The sequence below is a fragment of the Kitasatospora sp. NPDC034023 genome (assembly GCF_055575795.1).
In genome coordinates this window covers 1-21,245 of record NZ_JBVIRY010000056.1, presented here as the reverse complement: position 1 = coordinate 21,245, position 21,245 = coordinate 1, and the positions used below count along the sequence as shown (strand labels likewise).

The 21,245-nt window shown below is 74.1% G+C and carries 13 protein-coding genes; 11 read left to right on the top strand and 2 right to left on the bottom strand.

From position 1 onward, the window contains the following. Positions 1 to 82: 82 nt before the first annotated feature. Entirely contained in the window at positions 83 to 547 is a 465-nt protein-coding gene (locus ACZ52R_RS40250; RefSeq protein ID WP_360496729.1) for an Rv3235 family protein, read from the bottom strand. Positions 548 to 888: 341 nt separating this feature from the next. Here ACZ52R_RS40250 and ACZ52R_RS40245 point away from each other — a divergent pair, with 341 nt between their 5' ends. From ACZ52R_RS40245 to ACZ52R_RS40210, 8 genes are all read left to right on the top strand, one after another. Continuing rightward, entirely contained in the window at positions 889 to 2,127 is a 1,239-nt protein-coding gene (locus ACZ52R_RS40245) for a patatin-like phospholipase family protein (RefSeq protein WP_465755271.1), read from the top strand. A 117-nt stretch (positions 2,128 to 2,244) separates the two neighbouring features. Next, positions 2,245 to 2,754 (top strand): DUF6912 family protein, encoded by a 510-nt coding sequence (locus ACZ52R_RS40240; protein ID WP_360496735.1) that lies wholly within the window; start codon positions 2,245 to 2,247, stop codon positions 2,752 to 2,754. A 47-nt stretch (positions 2,755 to 2,801) separates the two neighbouring features. After that, positions 2,802 to 3,458 carry an HAD family hydrolase gene (locus tag ACZ52R_RS40235; protein ID WP_465620324.1) on the top strand — a complete coding sequence of 219 codons (657 nt, stop codon included), beginning with the start codon at positions 2,802 to 2,804 and terminating at the stop codon, positions 3,456 to 3,458. A 129-nt stretch (positions 3,459 to 3,587) separates the two neighbouring features. Further along, positions 3,588 to 5,219 (top strand): L-glutamate gamma-semialdehyde dehydrogenase, encoded by a 1,632-nt coding sequence (pruA, locus tag ACZ52R_RS40230; RefSeq protein ID WP_360497230.1) that lies wholly within the window; start codon positions 3,588 to 3,590, stop codon positions 5,217 to 5,219. A gap of 281 nt (positions 5,220 to 5,500) precedes the next feature. After that, complete coding sequence (locus tag ACZ52R_RS40225; protein WP_465755270.1) at positions 5,501 to 10,447, top strand: NAD-glutamate dehydrogenase; 4,947 nt, start codon at positions 5,501 to 5,503, stop codon at positions 10,445 to 10,447. Positions 10,448 to 10,630: 183 nt separating this feature from the next. Next, complete coding sequence (locus tag ACZ52R_RS40220; RefSeq protein WP_465663538.1) at positions 10,631 to 11,476, top strand: hypothetical protein; 846 nt, start codon at positions 10,631 to 10,633, stop codon at positions 11,474 to 11,476. 103 nt (positions 11,477 to 11,579) lie between these two features. After that, positions 11,580 to 12,209 (top strand): RNA polymerase sigma factor, encoded by a 630-nt coding sequence (locus ACZ52R_RS40215; RefSeq protein ID WP_465620330.1) that lies wholly within the window; start codon positions 11,580 to 11,582, stop codon positions 12,207 to 12,209. Then, positions 12,206 to 13,225 carry a CU044_5270 family protein gene (locus tag ACZ52R_RS40210; protein ID WP_465663537.1) on the top strand — a complete coding sequence of 340 codons (1,020 nt, stop codon included), beginning with the start codon at positions 12,206 to 12,208 and terminating at the stop codon, positions 13,223 to 13,225. Before ACZ52R_RS40215 ends, ACZ52R_RS40210 begins: the two co-directional genes overlap by 4 nt. Positions 13,226 to 13,306: 81 nt before the next feature. Here the strand turns inward: ACZ52R_RS40210 and ACZ52R_RS40205 are convergent, their stop codons facing one another. Then, entirely contained in the window at positions 13,307 to 16,162 is a 2,856-nt protein-coding gene (locus ACZ52R_RS40205) for an FtsK/SpoIIIE domain-containing protein (protein WP_465620334.1), read from the bottom strand. 411 nt (positions 16,163 to 16,573) lie between these two features. Between ACZ52R_RS40205 and ACZ52R_RS40200 the strand changes: the two genes are divergently transcribed. The 3 genes from ACZ52R_RS40200 (at position 16,574) to prfB (ending at position 21,103) form a co-directional block, all read left to right on the top strand. Further along, the gene (locus tag ACZ52R_RS40200) at positions 16,574 to 18,442 is read left to right on the top strand and encodes a serine/threonine-protein kinase (protein ID WP_465755269.1); all 1,869 of its coding nucleotides are present in this window, start codon (positions 16,574 to 16,576) and stop codon (positions 18,440 to 18,442) included. A 236-nt stretch (positions 18,443 to 18,678) separates the two neighbouring features. Next, positions 18,679 to 19,932, top strand: coding sequence for a serine/threonine-protein kinase (locus ACZ52R_RS40195; RefSeq protein ID WP_465755268.1), 1,254 nt, complete (start codon positions 18,679 to 18,681; stop codon positions 19,930 to 19,932). Positions 19,933 to 19,990: 58 nt separating this feature from the next. Then, positions 19,991 to 21,103: a peptide chain release factor 2 gene (gene prfB, locus ACZ52R_RS40190; protein WP_360496762.1), complete on the top strand. Its 1,113-nt coding sequence runs from the start codon at positions 19,991 to 19,993 to the stop codon at positions 21,101 to 21,103. The last annotated feature ends 142 nt before the right edge of the window (positions 21,104 to 21,245 follow it).

The following is a 21,245-nucleotide window of genomic DNA, read 5'->3' as shown; positions in this document are numbered from 1 at the left end:
GGACGCCGCGCAGGGCGCCGCTCCCGGACGGGGGCGGCGCCCTGCGCCGTTCCCCGGACCGCCGCGTGGCAGTGCACCGCCGTCATCGGGCCTCCACGGCGGTGCACTGCCACTGCCCGGCCGGGCCGCGCTGCTCCAGCCGGAAGGCGACCATGTGGTGCCGTCGGCCGAGGTCGACCCGGACACAGGCCTCGACCGCGTCGGGCGAGGGCGAGCGGTCGTGCACCGGGCCGAGCCGGGGCCGGTCGGCGGCCCCGCCGCGGCGCAGCGCGCCCGTCCGGACCAGCGAGGCGAGCTGCCCGTAGCCGTCCAGGCTGGTGTGCCGCATCAGCTGGCCGGAGGGCCGCACGCCGGTGAGCACCTCGACCAGCTGGTGGGCGAACCGGGAGGCCAGTGCGCGGGGGTCGTGGCCGGGGTCGCCGGCGCAGGCGGTGCGGGGGTGCCGGGGCCGGCGCCCGGCCGGGTCGCAGCCGCCGCCGACGGTGTGCGGGCGGCGGTGCGGGCGGGCGGACAGGTGGGCGTGGTGGTGGGTGTGGTGGGCGGTCACGGTGGCTCCTCGACGGGGTGGTGCGGGTACGGACGGGTCCAGGCTGGCGGCGCCACACGCGGGGCGGCAACGCCTTTTCCGGGCGCTCGGAGCCGGGTCTCGAGTTCACCTATCCGGGTGAAGAGGCCAGTGCGGCGAAGGGCCGGCGCAGCGGTCGTACGGCGCCCGGTTGACGTGCGGGGGCGGGCCGTAGGGTCCGAAAGGGGACGCTCCGGCTGGGCGGACCGGGTGGCCGGCGCCCGGCTGCCGCATTGCGCCGTACCGGCCCGGCGCGCACCATCGGAGCCTGACCGGGAACCGCGGGGAGCGGGCAGCCGCCCCCACGACGACGGGCGGCCGGTATGACGACACGGGTAGCAGCAGCGGTGCCGGCCCCGGCGGTCGCGGGCACCACCCCGCGCGCCGGGGGCCCACCCCGGCGCGGCCTGGTGCTGGGCGGCGGCGGGATGCTCGGCGCGGCCTGGACGGTCGGCGCGCTGTGCGCAGTCGAGGAGGCCACCGGGCGGCAGCCGGGCGACGCCGACATCCTGCTCGGCACCTCGGCGGGCGCGATCCTCGCCGCGATGCTGTCCGGAGGTGTCCGCCCCGAGCAGCTGCGCGACCACCAGCGCGGCCTGCCGATCACGGACGGCCCGCTGGCCGGGGTCGCCTTCGACTACGACACCGCGGTCGGCGGCGCGCTGCCGCCCCGCCCCCGGGTCGGCATCGGCTCGCCGGGCCTGCTGCGCGACGCCGTCCGGCACCCGCGCGACTACCCGCTGCTGACCATGGTCTCGGCGATGGCGCCGCACGGCCGCGGCTCGCTGGCGCCGGTCGGCGAGCTGGTGCGCGGGCTGCTCGGCCCCGGTGGCTGGCCGGCCCCGGACGCGGACACCCCGGACGCGGACGCCGGCGCCGGCGCGGGCGCGGGCGCGGGCGCGGGTACCCCGGAACGGGACTCGGGCACCCCGGACGCGGACGCCGACGCGGGTGCCGTGGTGGTGAGCTCGCCGCTGCGGGTGGCCGCCGTGGACTACCGCAGCGGCCGCCGGGTGGTCTTCGGTGATCCGGACGCCCCGGCGGTCGCGGTCGCCGACGCCGTGATGGCCTCCTGCGCGATCCCCGGCTGGTTCGCGCCGGTGCGCCTGGACGGTTCGGCGTACGTGGACGGCGGCTGCTGGTCGGCCACCAACGCCGATCTGATGCTCGGGCGCGGCCTGGACGAGGTGTACGTGGTGGCCCCGATGGCCCTGCGGCTGGACCCGCGCCCCGAGCGCCCCGAGCGGCTCGGGGGATCCGACGGGTCCGGGCCGGTCGGGCGCGGGCGCGACACCCTGGCCGCGCTGCGCGAGTGGCGTGCCCGGGACCGCCCGCGGGGTGTGCTGGCCCAGCTGGTCAGCCGCTACCGCCGTGCCGTGACCCGGCAACTGCTGCGCGAGGCCGCGCTGCTGCGGGCCGAGGGCGTCCGGGTGCGGCTGCTCGCGCCGACCCTGGCGGACCTCGCGGTGATGGGCCCGAACATGATGGACCCGGCCCGCCGCGGTGCGGTCCTGGAGAGCGCCCTGCTCAGCAGCCTGGAGGCGCTGCGGGCCGCGCGGTGATCGGCCGGACCCCGCACCGTCGGTGATCACGGGAGCCCGGCGGAGCTTATTCTTGGGGCGCTGGGGAATCCGTTCCGCTGGACGAAGCCCGCTGGACCGAACCGGAGAGTGCCACCGATGCGCGTGTACGTGCCCACCACCCTGACCGGCCTGGCGGCGGCGCACGAGGGCGGCGCCCTGGAGCAGTCCGCGGCGTACGCCGTGACGCCCGCGCTGCGCGAGTGGTACGTCAGTGACGACATCGAGGAGCTGGAGTACGCGGCGCTGAACCGGGCCGCCCAGTCCTCGCTGCGGCTGCTGGCCGCCGACCCGGAGGCCCCGCGCCGCCGGGTCGTGGTGGCGCTGGACGTGGCGGACGCGTCGGTGTGGCCGTTCCCCGGCGACGAGTACCAGGACCAGGCCTCGCTCGGCCGGGTGGTGCTGGCCGGACCGGTGCGGCTGGCCAAGGCGGCCGCGGTGCACGCGGACGTGCCCGACGACGAGGTGGTCACGGACGTCGCGGCGGCGGTGGCGGCGGTGGCCGCGGCCGATGCGGGCGACCAGGACGCCCAGTTCACCGTGGACGGCGCCGAGGACCACGACCTGCTCTGGTTCGCGACCCAGGAGATCCCCTCGCTGCTCGGGTGAGCTCCGTCCTACCGGTGTGTCGGTGCCCGGCGTTACCGTTGTCCCCCGTGCGCACTCACATCGTTTGGGACTGGAACGGCACCCTCTTCCATGACATGGAGGCGGTGCTCGGGGCGAGCAACGCCGCTTTCGCCACCATCGGCGTCGGGCCGATGAGCCTGCAGGAGTACCGCGAGCAGTACGAGATCCCGATCCCGCGCTTCTACCAGCGGCTGCTCGGCCGGGAGCCCTCCCCGGAGGAGTGGCTGAAGCTCGACGACGCCTTCCACGACCGCTACCGCGAGCTGAGCTCGTCCTGCGGGCTGACCGAGGGCGCCCGCGAGCTGGTGACCGGCTGGCAGGCGGCGGGGCACAGCCAGTCGCTGCTGTCGCTGTACGTGCACGACAAGCTGGTGCCGCTGGTCGACACCTTCGGCCTGACCGGGCACTTCCTGCGGGTGGACGGCCGCAGCGGCCCGGCCGGCGGGCAGAAGGCGGAGCACCTGGTCCGGCACCTGACCGCGCTCGGCGAGCAGGTGGACCCGGCCCGTACGGTCCTCATCGGCGACGCCGCGGACGACGCCCTGGCGGCGCTGAGCGTGGGCGCGCGGGCGGTGCTGTACACCGGTGGCTCGCACACCCGGGAGAAGCTGGAGCCGGTCGGCGTCCCGGTGGTGGACACCCTGGCCGAGGCGGTCGAGCTGGCGGGCCGGATCACCGGCTGAGCACGCCCGGGCGGGCCGCAGTGGCGGGTGCCACGTCCGCCGTCCGCGTGTCTGAGCGGGCGGATCGGGCCGTCGCTGGTCAGGCTGGACTGACAGCCGAGCAGTCAGCAGGACGGAGCCGCCATGCCCATCGACGCAGTCACCGAGGTGCCGACCCCGGTCAACGAGCCGGTGCACGCGTACGCGCCCGGCAGCCCGGAGCGGGACCGGCTGGTCCGGCGGCTGGACGAGCTGGCGGCCGAGCAGGTCCCGCTGCCGATGACCATCGGCGGCGAGCAGCGCTTCGGCGGCGGTGAGCGGATCGAGGTCGTCCAGCCGCACCACCACGCGGCCAAGCTGGGCGTGCTCGGCAACGCCACCCGGGAGGACGCCCGGGCGGCGGTGGACGCGGCGCTGGCGGCCGGGCGGCAGTGGCGCTCGCTCTCCTTCGACGACCGTGCGGCGGTCTTCCTGCGCGCCGCCGACCTGCTCTCCGGGCCCTGGCGGGAGACGCTCAACGCGGCCACCATGCTCGGCCAGTCCAAGACGGCGCAGCAGGCCGAGATCGACTCCGCCTGCGAGCTGATCGACTTCTGGCGGTTCAACGTCCACTTCGCCCGGCGGATCCTGGCCGACCAGCCGGTCTCCTCGCCCGGCGTGTGGAACCGCACCGACCACCGCCCGCTGGAAGGTTTCGTCTACGCGGTCACCCCGTTCAACTTCACCGCGATCGCCGGCAACCTGCCCACCGCGCCCGCGCTGATGGGCAACACCGTGGTCTGGAAGCCCGCGCCGACCCAGACCCTGGCCGCCCACCACCTGATGCGGCTGCTGGAGGCGGCCGGCCTGCCGCCCGGGGTGGTCAACCTGGTGACCGGCGACGGCCTGCAGGTCTCCCCGGTCGCGCTGGCCGACCCGGCGCTGGCCGGGCTGCACTTCACCGGCTCCACCGCCACCTTCCAGTCCCTGTGGCAGACCATCGGCGCCAACATCGGCGGCTACCGCACGTACCCGAGGATCGTCGGCGAGACCGGCGGCAAGGACTTCCTGCTGGCCCACCGCTCGGCCGACCCGGAGATCCTGCGGACAGCGCTGATCCGCGGCGCCTTCGAGTACCAGGGCCAGAAGTGCTCGGCGCTCTCCCGCGCCTACCTGCCGCGCAGCCTCTGGCAGAAGATCAAGGACGACTTCCTGGCCGAGGTGGACGCGCTCCCGGTGGGCGACGTGACCGACCTGTCCAACTTCATGGGCGCCCTGATCGACCGGCGCGCCTTCGAGAAGAACCGGGACGCCATCGAGCGGGCCAAGGCCGACCCGACGATCGAGCTGGCGGCCGGGGGCCAGTACGACGACGCGATCGGCTGGTTCGTCCGGCCCACCGTGCTGGTCTCCTCCGACCACCGTGGCGAGATCTTCCGCACCGAGTACTTCGGCCCGATCCTCGCCGTCCACGTCTACGAGGACTCCCGCTGGGACGACGTGCTCGGTCGGGTCGACCGCGGCGCCCCGTACGGCCTGACCGGCGCGGTGATCGCGCAGGATCGTTACGCCATCGCCCAGGCCGTCGAGGAGCTGCGCTTCACCGCCGGGAACTTCTACATCAACGACAAGCCCACCGGCGCCGTCGTCGGCCAGCAGCCCTTCGGCGGCGGCCGGGCCTCCGGCACGAACGACAAGGCCGGAGCCGCGCAGAACCTCCTGCGCTGGACCTCGGCGCGGTCGATCAAGGAGACCTTCGTCCCGCCGATCCACCACCGTTACCCGCACATGGGCTCAGAGTGAATATGAGCCTCCGGTTTGGACATGCTGTCCAGGACGGACCCGACATCCTGCAGGTTTGCGCCTACCTGTCCCTGTCCACCTTCGATTGATCCGGTTAGGCTGGCTGGCGTCGTCGGGTGGCTTCGCAGGACGAACGAACCGTCCTACCCGCTGCAAGGACGTTTCATGCGTGCCATGAGCCCCTTTCAGTCGGACGGTGCGGCAGGATTGCGAAAGACCCGTCGGTGTACATCCACACACCACCGAGTCACGCAACGGCGCGCGACAGGAGCCAAGAAGTCATGCAGACCAAGCTGGACGCAGCCAAGGCCGAACTGCTCAAGAAGGCAGCCGCAGCCGCTGAGAACAGCCAGGTGGGGGGAGCGGCGCCGGGGGAGGGTCTGAGCAACGGTGCTCTGACCGCGTACCTGCACCACTACTACCTGCACACCGCGCCCGAGGACCTGGTCGACCTCGACCCGGTCGACGTCTACGGCGCGGCCGCCTCCCACTACCGCCTGGGCCTCAAGCGCCCGCAGGGCACCGCCGAGGTGCGGGTCCACACCCCCTCGGTCGAGGAGAACGGCTGGTCCTGCGGCCACACCGTCGTCGAGGTCGTCACCGACGACATGCCCTTCCTGGTCGACTCCGTCACCAACGAGCTCTCCCGCCAGGACCGCGCGATCCACCTGGTGATCCACCCCCAGCTGCTCGTCCGCCGTGACATCACCGGCAAGCTGCTGGAGATCCTGGACGTCGACGCCTGCTCCCGCAGCCAGGCCGCCGGCACCGAGTGGCCCGCCGACGCGACCGTCGAGTCGTGGATGCACATCGAGATCGACCGCGAGACCGACCGCGACGACCTGCGCGCCATCGAGGGCAACCTGCGCCGCGTGCTCGGCGACGTCCGCGAGGTCGTCGAGGACTGGGGCAAGATGCGCGAGAGCGCGCTGCGCCTGGCCGACGAGCTGGCCGAGCAGCCCCCGGCCGGCCTGCCCGACCAGGAGGTCGGCGAGGCCTGGGAGCTGATGCGCTGGCTCGGCGACGACCACTTCACCTTCCTCGGCTACCGCGAGTACGACCTGGTCGAGCACGAGGGCGAGGAGGTCCTCAAGGCCGTCGCCGGGACCGGCCTCGGCATCCTGCGCTCCGACCCGCACAGCCACGACGACCGCCACCACGCGGTCAGCGAGGCCTTCGGCCGGCTCTCCGCACCGGTGCGCGCCAAGGCCCACGAGAAGAAGCTGCTCGTCCTGACCAAGGCCAACAGCCGCGCCACCGTGCACCGCCCGGCCTACCTGGACTACGTCGGCGTGAAGAAGTTCAACGCCGCCGGCGAGCCGATCGGCGAGCGCCGCTTCCTCGGCCTGTTCTCCTCCGCCGCCTACACCGAGTCGGTCACCCGCATCCCGGTCGTGCGCCGCAAGGTCCAGGCGGTGTTGGACGAGTCCGGCTTCTCCAGCGAGAGCCACGACGGCCGCGACCTGCTGCAGATCATGGAGACCTTCCCCCGGGACGAGATCTTCCAGACCCCGGCCTCCGAACTGCTCTCCATCGCCACCAGCGTGCTCTACCTGCAGGAACGCCGTAAGCTGCGGCTCTTCCTGCGCCAGGACGAGTACGGGCGCTACTTCTCCGCGTTCATCTACCTGCCGCGCGACCGCTACACCACGCGGATCCGGCTGCTGCTCACCGACATCCTCAAGGAAGAGCTGAACGGCGCCACCATCGACTACACGGTGTACGCCACCGAGTCGGTGCTGACCCGCCTGCACTTCGTGGTCCGGGTCGCCCCGGGCACCGAGCTGCCGCGGCTCACCGACACCGACATCGAGCGGATCGAGAACCGCCTCGCCGAGGCCGCCCGGTTCTGGATGGACGGCTTCCACGACCAGCTGCACCTCGAGCTGGGCGAGGAGAAGGCCGCCGAGCTCGGCCACAAGTACGCCAACGCCTTCCCCGACGGCTACCGCGCCGACTTCCCGCCGCGCACCGCCGTCGCCGACATCAAGCAGATCGAGGCGCTGCACGGCGAGGGCGGCTTCCGCCTGAACCTGTACCAGCCGGTCGGTGCCGGCGACGACGAGCGCCGCTTCAAGATCTACCGGGTCGGCGGCCCGATCTCGCTCACCGAGGTCCTGCCGGTGCTCCAGCGCCTGGGCGTCGAGGTGCTCGACGAGCACCCGTACGCGCTGCGCCGCTCCGACGGCACCACCGCGTGGGTCTACGACTTCGGCCTGAAGCTGCGCGAGGCCACCGAGCTCACCGACGAGGCCCGCGAGCGCTTCCAGGACACCTTCGCCGCCACCTGGACCGGCAAGGCCGAGAACGACGGCTTCAACGAGCTGGTGCTGACCGCCGGGCTGACCTGGCGCCAGGCGATGATGCTCCGCGCGTACGCCAAGTACCTGCGCCAGGCGAACTCCACGTTCTCCCAGGACTACATGGAGGACGCGCTCCGCAACAACACCCACACCACCCGCCTGCTGGTCAACCTGTTCGAGGCCCGGCTGAGCCCGAGCCACCGCTCGGGCGCCCTGGAGCTGACCGAGGGCATCCTGGAGGAGCTGTCCGGCGCCCTCGACGAGGTCGCCTCGCTGGACGAGGACCGCATCCTGCGCTCCTTCCTGAACCTCATCAAGGCCACCCTGCGGACCAACTTCTTCCAGCGCGCCGGCAACGGCGAGTGGCACTCCTACGTGTCGATGAAGTTCGACCCGAAGGCCGTCCCGGACCTGCCGGCCCCGCGCCCGGCGTTCGAGATCTGGGTCTACTCGCCGCAGGTCGAGGGCGTGCACCTGCGCTTCGGCAAGGTCGCCCGCGGCGGTCTGCGCTGGTCCGACCGGCGTGAGGACTTCCGCACCGAGATCCTCGGCCTGGTCAAGGCGCAGATGGTCAAGAACACCGTCATCGTGCCGGTCGGCGCCAAGGGCGGCTTCGTCGCCAAGCAGCTGCCCGACCCGTCGGTGGACCGCGACGCCTGGCTGGCCGAGGGCATCTCCTCGTACAAGACCTTCATCTCGGCGCTGCTCGACATCACCGACAACCTGGTCGGCGGCGAGGTCGTGCACCCGGCCGACGTGGTCCGCCACGACGAGGACGACACCTACCTGGTCGTCGCCGCCGACAAGGGCACCGCGACCTTCTCCGACATCGCCAACGGCGTCGCGGAGTCGTACGGCTTCTGGCTGGGCGACGCGTTCGCCTCCGGCGGCTCGGCCGGCTACGACCACAAGGGCATGGGCATCACCGCCCGCGGCGCCTGGGAGTCGGTCAAGCGCAACTTCCGCGAGCTGGGCCACGACACCCAGACCGAGGACTTCACCGTCGTCGGCATCGGCGACATGTCCGGCGACGTCTTCGGCAACGGCATGCTGCTCAGCGAGCACATCCGCCTCATCGCCGCCTTCGACCACCGCCACATCTTCCTCGACCCGAACCCGGACGCGGCCATCTCGTACGCCGAGCGCCGCCGCCTCTTCGACCTGCCGCGCAGCTCCTGGGACGACTACGACAAGTCGCTGATCTCGGCCGGCGGCGGGGTGCACCCCCGATCGGCGAAGTCGATCCAGCTGACCCCGCAGATCCGGACCGCCCTCGGCATCCAGGAGAGCCGCCTCACCCCCGCCGAGCTGATGAAGGCGATCCTGCAGGCGCCGGTCGACCTGTTCTGGAACGGCGGCATCGGCACCTACGTCAAGGCCTCCACCGAGACCAACGCCGAGGTCGGCGACAAGTCCAACGACTCCATCCGGGTCAACGGCGAGCAGGTCCGGGCCCGGGTCATCGGCGAGGGCGGCAACCTCGGCTGCACCCAGCTCGGCCGCATCGAGTACGCGGCCACCGGCGGCCCAGAGGGCATCGGCGGCTGGATCAACACCGACGCGATCGACAACTCGGCCGGTGTGGACACCTCGGACCACGAGGTCAACATCAAGATCCTGCTCAACCAGGTCGTCGCCGAGGGCGACATGACGGTCAAGCAGCGCAACGCCCTGCTGGCCGAGATGACCGACGAGGTCGGCCGCCTGGTGCTCCGCAACAACTACGCGCAGAACGTGGTGCTGGCCAACGCCGTCGCCCAGGCGCACAGCATGGTCAACGTCCACGCCCGGATGATCAACCGCTTCGAGGCGGCCGGCCGCCTCGACCGGGGCCTGGAGTTCCTGCCCACCGAGCGCCAGATCCGTGACCGCCAGCAGAACGGCCGCGGGCTCTCCCAGCCCGAGATGTCCGTGCTGCTCGCCTACACCAAGATCATCCTGGCCGACGAGCTGCTCGCCACCGACCTGCCCGACGACCCGTACTTCCGCACCGCGCTGCACGAGTACTTCCCCAGCGCCCTGCGGGCCCGGTTCGCCGACGCGATCGACAACCACGCGCTGCGCCGCGAGATCATCACCACGCTGATCGTCAACGACACGATCAACCGCGGTGGCTGCACCTTCGCCTTCCGCCTGAAGGAGGAGACCGGCGCGACCTACGAGGAGATCGCCCGGACGCACACCGCCGCGCGGGCCGTCTTCGACCTGGAGACGATCTGGGGCGAGATCGAGGGCCTGGACAACCAGGTCCCGGCCCGGGTGCAGACCAAGATGCGCCTGCACTCGCGCCGCCTGGTCGAGCGCGCCACCCGGTGGATGCTCAACAACCGCCGCCAGCCGCTCGACATCGCCGGCACCATCGAGTTCTTCCACGACCGGGTCGCCCAGGTCTGGGGCTCGCTGCCCAAGCCGTTGCGCGGCGAGGACCTGACCTGGTTCGAGAAGGTGTACAACGAGCTCGCCTCGGCCGGGGTGCCGGAGGAGCTGGCCACCCGGATCGCCGGCCTCTCCTCGGTCTTCCCGACCCTGGACATCACCGAGGTCGCGGACCGCTCCGGCAAGGACGTCGCCGACGTCGCCGAGCTCTACTACGACCTGGGCGACCGGCTGCAGATCTCGCACCTGCTCGACCGCATCATCGAGCTGCCCCGCACCGACCGCTGGTCGTCGATGGCCCGCGCCGCGATCCGCGAGGACCTCTTCGCGGCCCACGCGGCGCTGACCGCCGACATCCTGGTCTGCGGCCCCGAGGGCGCCACCCCGGAGGAGCGCTACACCGCCTGGGCGGAGCTCAACGGGACCCTGCTCAACCGCGCCAAGAGCACCCTCGACGACATAAGGGGTTCGGACAACTACGAACTGTCCAGCCTCTCGGTCGCGATGCGCGTCATCCGCACCCTGCTGCGCACCGGCTCGATGCGCTGACGGACAGCCGCACGGAAGGGGCCCGCGTCCACGGACGCGGGCCCCTTCCGCTGTGCGTACCCCGACTGTGCGTACTCCCGCTGCGCGCGCCCCGTTGTGCCCGTTCCGTGCGGAAACCGATTGGGGATCGTGAGCGGACCTTCGCTACGGTGATCCTCGAACGATCAAGTGGGGGGCATGCACATGGGGAAGAACCGAGCCTCGGTCCGCGCGATGGGCGTGGGCATCTCGGTGGCACTGCTGGTCGCCGGAGCGGCGGCCTGCTCGTCCGACGACAAGAAGGACACGGCCAAGGCCGGCACCGCGGCGACGGCCCAGCCGGGCGCGCCCTCGGCGGCGCCCACGACCAAGGGGCCGGAGGCCTTCGCGGCAGCCGGCTACCGCGGCCTGAAGCCGGGGATGGCCAAGGACGCGGGCCTGGCCACCGGCGCACTGGAGGCCGCGCCGGTCTCGCTGCTCGACGGCTGCACGGACTTCGTCTACAAGGGCGGCCCGGCGCCGGACCAGGCCCGGATGACCGCCGAGGCGGCCACCGAGGCCCGCTACAAGGACCTGAACACCAAGGCGGACGCGGCCACCGGCAAGACGCCCGCCCCGGCGGGCACCCTGCCGCCGAACGCCTCCGCGAAGGACGCGGCGGCCGCCGCCGCGGGCTCGGCCGCCGCGGCCAAGGACTCGGCCGCCACCGCCAAGCTGATGGCGGACGCGACGCAGGCCATCGTCGACCTGATGGTCGCCCGGGAGACCAAGGAGAAGGCGTACCTGGCCACCGGTCGGGTCTCCTTCGCCGCGGCCGGCCTGCGCGAGCTGGTCGCCCCGGCGGAGGCGAAGACGGCCGAGGGCATCGGCGCCGGCGCCACCCTGGAGGCCCTGCAGCAGGCCTACGGCGCCAAGGGCCTCCAGTTGGCCAAGAGCGGCAAGTACGTGTTCCCGGTGGAGGGTCAGCAGGGCTGGCAGTACGAGTTCACCATGGACGGCGACAAGGTCGCCGGGATGGCCGTGGTGAACCGCGACGTGAAGTGCGTCTGACCGGCTGACCGGCCGCGGAGGGCCCCGACGAACCGCCCGGTTCGTCGGGGCCCTCCGCCGTACTCCGGTGGGAACCCTGAGCCGCGTGCGGACAGGTGGGGGTGTGGAACTGTCACAGCGGGGCCGATTGAGGGACGGGGACCAGTGGGCGTTCGGGGAGTTGTTCGACGACGCGGCGGGTGATCTCTACCGGTACGCGGTGCGCGCGACCGGGGACTGGGCGGTCGCGGAGGACGTCGTCCAGCTGACGTTCCTGGAGGCCTGGCGGCTGCGGCGCACACTGCGCGAGGGCGGCGGAGCGGTACGGCCCTGGCTGTTCGGCATAGCCGCCAACGTGCTGCGCAACAGGGCCCGGGCGGCCCGGCGACACCGGGCGGCGATGGAGCGGCTGCCCGAACGCGAGGTGGTGCCGGACTTCGCCGACGAGCTGGTCGGGCGGCTCGACGACAGCGCGCAGCTCGCTGCCGCGCAGCGGGCGCTGGCCGGACTGCGGAAGGCCGAGCGCGAGGTGTTCGGGCTGTGCGTCTGGGCGGGCCTGGACTACGCGAGCGCCGCCGAGGCACTCGGGGTGCCGATCGGCACGGTGCGTTCGCGGCTCTCGCGCGCCCGCACGAAGCTGCGCGCGCTGGCCGAGGAGGAGCTCCGAAACGGGCGGGAACTCCGCCCGAAGGCCGGACAGGTACCGGGTGGCCGCGCCGACGCGGCCCGGTCGACACGGGAGACGAACCGATGAACGAGGACGAGCGTGCCGAGCTGGACCGGCTGCTGCCGACACCGGCACGGCCCGGGCTCTCCCCCGACCGCCACCGGCTGCTGAGGGGACATCTGATGAGCGAGATCCGGGAGACGAAGTCCGAACGGGCCCGACGGGGGCGGCTCGGCTGGGTGGCACTGCCCGCCCTGGCGGGCGGACTGGCGCTGGCCCTGGTGCCGGCCGGCGGGGGCGACGGTACGACGGGCGGGCCGGTGCAGGCGGGGCCGTCCGCCGTACGGTCCGCAGCGCCGTCGGCAGGGCCGCAGGATCCGGTCAGCGCGGCCCAGCTGCTGGACCGGATCGCCCAGGTCTCGGCGAGCCGGCCCGCCGCGACCGTACGGGACGACCAGTACGTCTACGTGAAGAGCCAGTGGACCGGCACCACCAGCGATCCGAAGACCGGCAAGCGGGTGCCGGCGCCGCTGCACCCCCGGGCCGTCTGGCTGTCGGTGAACGGCAGCACCGACGGGCTGATCGAGGACCGGGTCGCGTTCGGCCGCGAGGAGAACCCGCAGGGCCGGATCGGCCTCACGCCGGCGCCGGGACCGGCGAGCATCATCCGACCCACCTACCGCTACCTGACGACACTGCCGACCGACCCGCAGGAACTCCTGACGAAGGTCTACGCCGAGGGCAACGGCAAGGGCGTCGATCGGGACCAGGCCGCCTTCCGGGACATCGGAGAGCTGATCTCGGAGCAGCTGATCGCCCCCGAGACCAGCGCCGCCCTGTACCGCGCGGCCGCCCTGATCCCGGGCGTCACGATGCTGGACGACGAGGCCGACGCCCTGGGTCGGCACGGCGTCGCGGTGGCGCGGGACGACGGCCGGGCCCGCCTGGAGTGGATCTTCGACCGGAACACCTACGAGTTCCTCGGCTCCCGGGACACCCGGCTCACGGACAGCCCCCAGGAGGCGAAGGGCACCGTCCTCTACGACAGCGCCGTCCAGCAGCGCGCGGTCGTGGACAAGCCCGGCGACCTGCCGACGGGCTGATCCGTGTTCGGCCCCGCCCCGCCCTGCCGTGATCGGGGCGGGGTGGGGCGGAATGACGGGCCGAGGTGCCCTCGCCGCGGGTCAGCGCCGGGCGGCGGCGCGCTGGAGGGCGCTGGCGAGGAGGGCGAGGTCGGTGGGGCCGTTGCCGAGTTCGCGGACCGGGCGGCGGGCGGGCGGGGCGCCGAGCTGGAGCGGGTCTATCGCGACCACGGTCGGGCGCAGGGTGGCGGTGCGCGGGATGCGGCCGCTGATCCGGGCGGTCTGGAAGGCGGTGACGCCGCCGTCCGGCAGTCGCAGGTAGCCGCGGCCGGGGGTGTCCTCGGGGAGGGCGGCCGCGTCGCCGAGGTGGATCAGCAGGTCGGAGTCGGCGGGGTCGTCGGTGCGCAGGGCGATCCGCAGCAACGCGGCCTCGTCCACCTCGGTGCCGGCGCTCTCCTCCGGGCTGCCGGTGGCGACGGCGAGGTGGATGCCGAGCGGGCCGCCGCGGCGGGCGATGTCGGCGAGCGCCCGGGCGAGCGGCCGACCGGCCGGGGAGGTGGGGGAGAGCAGGGCGTCGTAGTCGTCCACGACGACGACCAGGCGGGCGGGGACGGGCGTCGCGGGGACGGGCGCGGCGGGGGCGGCGCCGGGCCGGGGGCCCTCCGCGCTGCGCGGCGCGATGATCCGGGGCGTCGAGGCGGACGCGGCTCCGACGGTGGCGGGCACCGGCACCTGCGGGTGGTTCACGGCCTGCGACCGGTCGTCCAGGCCGTGGCGGTCGTCCAGGATGCGCGCGGCGTGCCAGGAGGCGAAGTCCAGCCCGTCGAACAGCCGCTCCCGCAGGGCGAGTTCGTCCTCCAGGGCCTCGGCCGCGAGCAGCCCGGCGCGCGGGTCGTCGGCGGCGTTGACCAGGCCGGTGACGTGCGGCAGCTCGGTGCAGCCGTCCAGGCCGTCCTCGGAGGCCCGGCCCTCGATGATGGTGACGGCCAGCCGTTCGGGGCGTTCGGAGACGGCGAGCGAGGCGACCAGGGTGCGCAGCAGCTCGGTCTTGCCGGAGCCGTGGGCGCCGCCGATCAGCAGGTGCGGGCCGCCGGGGTCGGGGGAGGGGAGGGCGAGCTCGGGGTCGGCCAGGTCGAGGGTGCACAGTTCGTCCCGGGTGGTGCCGAGCAGTGCGGTGGCGGCGCCGATGCCGCCGGCGTGCGCGGCCCAGCGGGCGGACAGCTTGGCCGGGGTGACGGTGTCGAGCTGCAGCAGGTCGAGCAGGCGCAGCGCGTCGGGCAGCGGGCCGCGGGCGGCCGGGGCGGCTTCGCGCAGCGGGGCGAGGAGGCGGGCCAGTCGCTCGGCCCAGGCGTCGGAAACGGCGTCCAGCGAGATCTCGTGCAGGGTTTCGCGGCCGCGGGCGACCGGGCGGTCGAGCGAGAGCTGGGTGCCGACCTCGCCGGTGATCAGGGCGGTGGCGCCGAGGCCCCGGGGGAGCAGCTCGGGCTGTTCGGCGAGGCAGATCGGGAAGATGCCGACGGCCGGGCCCTGGCGCAGCAGCAGGTCGAGTGCCTGCCGGGCGGTCTCGGTGGCCGGGCGGCCGTCCACCACGACCACGGTGGCGGGGTGGCCGCCGAGGCCGCTGGGGCCGCTGAGCCGGGTGGTGAGTTCGGTCAGCCGGGCGGTGGCCTGTTCGTCGTCGAGGCCGAGCAGCAGGCGGCAGTCCTGGCCGTCGGCGGGGCGCAGGTGGGGCAGCCACAGGGCCCAGGCCCAGGTGTCGGCGCGTTCTTCGGGGGTGCGGGTGGGGTCGGCGTCGACCACGGCGAGGCTCAGGCCGGTCGGCGGGTGCAGTGCGGCGAGCTGGGCGACGACGGCGCGGGTGAGCGCGTCCAGACGCTCGCGCGGGCCGCAGAGGCCGAGACTGCCGGCGGTCTGCAGGTCGAGGGTGACCGGGACGGCGGACAGGGTGGTGCCGGGCGTGGTGCCGGGGCCGCCGGGGCGGTCGGCGGTGCCCAGGCGCAGGGTGAGCGCGTCGGGGTGGCCGGGGCCGCGCTCCCACAGCCGGGGGCCGGGGCCGACGGCGCTGAGCAGCAGGGCGGCGAGGTCGGGCCAGCGTTCGCGCTGGGCGGCGGTCTGGCGCAGCCGTACGGCGGCGTGGTGGCGTTCGGCGCTTTCCTGGCCGGGCGGTTCGGCGGTTCGGCCGGGCAGCAGGGAGAACAGGCCGCGGCCGCGGCCCGGGGCGGGCTCGGGGGCGGCGGGCGGCTCGACCACCGGCGGCGCGGGCCGGGCCGGGCCGGGCGCGGCGAGCCGGAGGTGGCCGTGGCCGTCGGGCAGGGCGGTGCGGGCGGCCCCGGCGGTGTCGGCCGGGTGGGGGGCGGTCACCTGCAGGGTCGACTCGCCGATCCGCAGGAGGGCGCCGGGCTCCAGCGGGACGGCGGCCTCGGGCGGGCTGGGCGGGACGAGCCGGCCGTCCAGGGTGGTGCCGTTGGTGGAGCCGAGGTCGCGGGCGGAGACCCGGCCGTCCTCGGCGAGGTGCAGGGCGAGGTGCAGCCGGGAGACGTCCGGGTCGTCGAGCGGGACGTCGGCCTCGCCGGAGCGGCCGATCCGGATCTCCCGGCCGTGCAGCCGGTGCACGCCGCCGGCGTCCGGCCCACCGACCACGCGCAGTTCGGCGACGGCGGGGGTGTCGTCGGGGTCGTCGGCGGTCGGGTCGGGCTCGTTGAGGCTGAGGACGGCTCCGTCGAGCAGCGGGGGGTGGCCGAGCAGGGTGTGCTCGTCCACCCGGTGCGCGCCGGCGTACAGGTGCACATGGGTGGCGGCCCGCGGTCCGCGCACGCCCACGGCGCCCGCGAGGGCGCCCGCGATGGCGCCGAGCGCGGTGCCGACGGGCGCGGTGACCAGCACGTCCACGTAGGGGATGGCGGAGCCGGCGGCGGCCGGGCCGCTGCGCGGTCGGAGGACGGTCAGCCGGATCTGCATCTCGCCCGCGGGTCCCTTCTGCTGAGGTGAAGCCTGGTACCCCGGCGCCGTCGTGGACGCACCGGGCGGCCGCGGCGACCCCTTTGGGCCACACGAGTGGCGAGTGTCCATCCTGCCATCCGGCACGGACGGTCCGCGCACGGTACCGGATTTGACGATCTTGCGATCATCGCCATGGTGGAGGCGACGGTGAGTCAGGTCAACCACCGCCCTCAGGGCCCCCTGAGCAGGCCGCCGACCCACTCCGGGTACTCCCCTAGGGGATGTCCCCCAACCCTCCTCGGATGGCCTGCCGGTCACCTCAAAAACCCGAACGGACACCGTTAGAGTGGCCGCAGACACGGGCCCGGCAGGCTCACCGCACCGGCGGAGGAGCGCCCCGCGCGGGCGGCACGGCGAGGAGTGCGACAGGTGCGGCCAGTCGGCAGCAAGTATCTGCTGGATGAGACCCTCGGACGGGGTGCGACCGGCACCGTCTGGCGCGGCGTGGTGCGCGAGGACGTCCAGGTGCCGGGCAGCGAGCCCGGGCAGCGGGTCGCGATCAAGGTGCTGCGCGAGGAGCTGGCCGCCGACCCGGACGTCGTGATGCGCTTCCTGCGCGAGCGCTCGCTGCTGCTGCGGCTGACCCACCCCAACATCGTCCGGGTCCGTGACCTGGTCGTCGAGGGCGAGCTGCTGGCCCTGGTGATGGATCTGGTGGAGGGCCCCGACCTGGCCCGCTACCTGCGCGCCAACGGCCCGTTCAGCCCGATCGCGGGCGCCCTGCTGATGGCCCAGGTGGCGGACGCGCTGGCGGCCAGCCACGCGGACGGGATCGTCCACCGCGACCTCAAGCCGGCCAACGTCCTGCTCGCCTCCACCGTGGTGGACGGCACCGAGCGGATGCACCCGCTGCTCACCGACTTCGGCATCGCCCGCCTCGCCGACTCCCCGGGCGTCACCCGCACCCACGAGTTCGTCGGCACCCCCGCGTACGTCGCGCCGGAGTCCGCCGAGGGCCGCCCGCAGACCTCCGCGGTGGACGTGTACGGCGCCGGGATCATGCTGTACGAGCTGGTCACCGGCCGCCAGCCGTTCCAGGGCGACAGCGCGCTCGCCGTCCTCCAGGCCCATCTGGCGCAGGAGCCGCAGCGGCCCAGCACCATGCCCGAGCCGCTCTGGACGGTGATCGAGCGCTGCCTGCGCAAGGACCCGGCCCAGCGGCCCGGCGCCACCGCGCTGGCCCGCGCCCTGCGGGTGGTCGCGGCCGGCGTCGGCGTGCACGCCTCCCCGGCGGCGGTGGACGAGGCGCTGGCGGTCGCCGCCCTGCTGCAGCCCGACCCGCGGCCCACCGCGGTCCCCGGCGGCGTCTCGGCCACCGGCCCGGGGGCGGCCGGGACCGAGGACCGCACCCAGGTGCTGCCCCCGACGGCCCCGGGCGGGCAGTACGACCCGGCCGCGGCGACCCGGGTGATGGGCACCCAGCCGCCGCCCGCGCCCCCGTACGGCACCCCGGACCGCACCCAGGTGATGCCGCCCACCGCCGTGCCGCCGCCCCCGCCCACCGCGCCCCCCGGGCCGAAGGAGGAGGCGCCGCACCCGTGGCAGACCCAGCTGCGCGCGGCGCGGGACCGCAACCAGCAGACCCAGGTCGGCTACTTCGGCCCGGAGGACTACGAGGAGTACGGCGAGCCGCAGGTCGCTCCGCCGCCCTACCAGGCCGGACAGCCACCCCACGGCGGGCAGGCCGGGCAGGGCGCCCCGGGCGGACGCCCCGGCTACCAGCAGGCCCCGCCGCCGCCCGGGTACGCGCAGCGCCCGCCGGTGGCCCCGCCGCCCTACCAGGCCGGACCGGGAGGGCAGGGCGGTCAGGGCGGCCGCGGTCCCCAGGGCGATCGGCCCGGCGGCCGTCCGCAGCCGCCCGGCGGCTACCGGCAGGCCCCGGCCGGGCACGGCCGGTCGCAGGGCGGCTACCCGCCGCCGCCCGCGCCCACCCCGGTGCCGCGCCGGGCCGAGCCGCCCGCGCCGCAGTACCGGGAGGCCCCGCCGCGCCGCGAGGAGCCGCCGCGCGAGTCCGCCCGCCGCGAGCCCGCGCCGGCCCGCGAGCGGCGCCCGCGCAGCCGCAACCGGATGTACATCCCGGGGCTCGGCTGCCTCAAGGGCTGCCTGATGGTGCTGCTGGTGCTGGCCGTGGCCGCGGTGGCGCTGTGGAACTTCACGCCGCTGCCGCACTACTGGGACAACGTCGTGGGCTGGTACGACTCGGCGCGGGACTGGGTGAACAGCGTCTTCGGCAAGTAGCGCCGTCACGCCCCGGACCGGGCTGGTCCGGACTCCGGTCCGGACTCTGGACCGGCTCCGGACAGCGAGATTGACGCTTTGTCGACAATTGACGAGATTTCTCGGCCGAGACTCCCGCTCCGGACCCCTCAGGCGGCCCCGCGGGGCCGCCGGGCGCGTAGGTTGGTCGCTGTTGTCCCGCCCCACCGAGCGCACCGGACCCCCCGGAGCGCTCCCGCGCCGCCCACGGAGCAGCATTGGCACGCAAGATCGGCAGCCGGTACACCGTCCACCAGGTGATCGGCCGGGGTTCGGCCGGGACTGTCTGGCTCGGTGAGGGGCCCGACGGCCCGGTGGCGGTCAAGCTGCTGCGTGAGGACCTCGCCTCCGACCAGGTGCTGGTCGGCCGCTTCGTCCAGGAGCGCACCGCGCTGACCAGCCTCGACCACCCCCGGGTGGTCGGCGTGCGCGACATGGTCGTGGACGGCAGCGACCTCGCCCTGGTGATGGAGCTGGTCCAGGGCACCGACCTGCGCTCCCGGCTGGAGCGGGACGGCGCGCTGCCGCCGCAGACCGCCGCCTCGATCATCGCGGACGTCGCCGACGGCCTGGCCGCCGCGCACGCGGCCGGGATCGTCCACCGCGACGTCAAGCCGGAGAACGTCCTGCTCGACCTCGCCGCCGCCCCCGGCCCCGGCGGTGCCCCGCGCGCCAAGCTGACCGACTTCGGGGTGGCCCGCCTGGTCGACGCCCCGCGCCGCACCCGGGCCACCCGGATCATCGGCACCCCCGACTACCTCGCCCCCGAGATCATCGAGGGCCTGGAGCCGCGCGCCGCCGTCGACATCTACGCCCTCGCCACCGTCCTGTACGAGCTGCTGGCCGGCTCCACCCCGTTCGGCGGCGGCCACACCGGCGCGGTGCTGCGCCGGCACGTCACCGAGCAGGTGCCGCCGATCCCCGGCCTGCCGGACGGGCTGTGGCGGATCATCTCCGAGTGCCTGGCCAAGGCACCCGCCTCCCGGCTGCGCGCCGCCGAGCTGGCCGCCCGGCTGCGCGAGCAGCTGCCGTCGCTGGCCGGTCTGCCGGTGCTCGCCGTGCCCACCCAGGGTCGCGCCCCGGCCGAGGAGCAGCTGACCCCCGGCGAGGCGGTCTACGCCGAGGTCGACGCCGGCCCCGGCCTCCACAAGCGCCGTCGCGGCCCGGCCGTCCCGCTGGTGCCCGGCGTCGCCCCGGACTCCACCCGGGACACCCACACCAGCCTGCGTCGCCCGTCCGCCGAGGAACTGGCCGCGTACGCCGCCGAGTCCCGCGCCCAGCGCACCGCCCCGGGCCACCGCCGGGACCGCCAGGCCCTGCTGCGCCGCCGCCGGCTGCTGGCCGTCCTGCTGGCCACCATGCTGCTGCTGGCGGGCGCCGCCGCGGCCTGGACGGCCTTCGCGGCCACCGCCCCGGACCGCGGCCACCCGGCCCGTCCGGCCGTGCACGGCACCGCCCCGCGGGCGCCGTAGCCCCGGTGGGAAACGGGGGTGTCGTCATGACCACCCCCGGAACCATTACCCTGGGGGCGTGGCAGCCGTCGATCCTTCCGAAGAGCTCAAGAACCTCGATACGACCATGGGGTCGATCGAGGCCGTCCTCGACCTGGACAAGATCCGGGCCGACATCGCGGTCCTGGAGGAGGAGGCAGCCGCCCCCACCCTGTGGGACGACGTCGCGAATGCGCAGAAGGTGACCAGCCGGCTCTCCTTCCTCCAGGGTGAACTGCGCCGGGTCGAGGGCCTGCGCAGCCGCATCGACGATCTGGGTGTGCTGTTCGAGCTGGCCGAGGCCGAGGACGACGCGGACACCCGTGTCGAGGCCGAGGCCGAGCTGGTCTCCCTCCAGAAGGCCGTCGAGGAGCTGGAGGTCCGCACCCTCCTGTCCGGCGAGTACGACGCCCGCGAGGCGCTGATCAACATCCGTGCCGAGGCCGGTGGCGTGGACGCCGCCGACTTCGCCGAGCAGCTGATGCGCATGTACCTGCGCTGGGCCGAGCGGCACGGGTACCAGACCGAGGTGTACGACACCTCGTACGCCGAAGAGGCCGGCATCAAGTCCGCGACCTTCACCGTGAAGGCGCCCTACGCCTACGGCACCCTCTCGGTCGAGCAGGGCACCCACCGCCTAGTCCGCATCTCGCCGTTCGACAACCAGGGTCGCCGGCAGACCTCCTTCGCCGGTGTCGAGGTCCTCCCGGTCGTCGAGCAGTCCGACCACGTCGACATCGACGAGGGCGAGCTGCGCGTGGACGTCTACCGCGCCTCCGGCCCCGGCGGCCAGGGCGTCAACACCACCGACTCGGCGGTGCGCATCACGCACCTCCCGACCGGCATCGTGGTCTCCTGCCAGAACGAGCGCTCGCAGATCCAGAACAAGGCGTCCGCGATGAACGTCCTCCAGGCCAAGCTGCTGGAGCGGCGCCGCCAGGAGGAGAAGGCGGCGATGGACGCGCTCAAGGACAGCGGCAGCTCCTGGGGCAACCAGATGCGCTCCTACGTCCTGCACCCGTACCAGATGGTCAAGGACGTCCGGACCGCGTACGAGGCCGGCAACCCGCAGGCCGTGCTGGACGGCGACATCGACGGCTTCATCGAGGCCGGGATCCGCTGGCGCAAGCAGCGCGAGACCAGCGCCGAGTAAGACCAGCGCCGAACAGCAGAGCAAGACGTACGAAGGGCCCCGACCGTAGCGGATGCTGTTGGTTAACTCCGCCCCGTTGGATCTCATCCAACGGGGCGGAGTGCTGCGAAGGGTGAGATGCGGGTTTTGGCGAGTGGTCTGC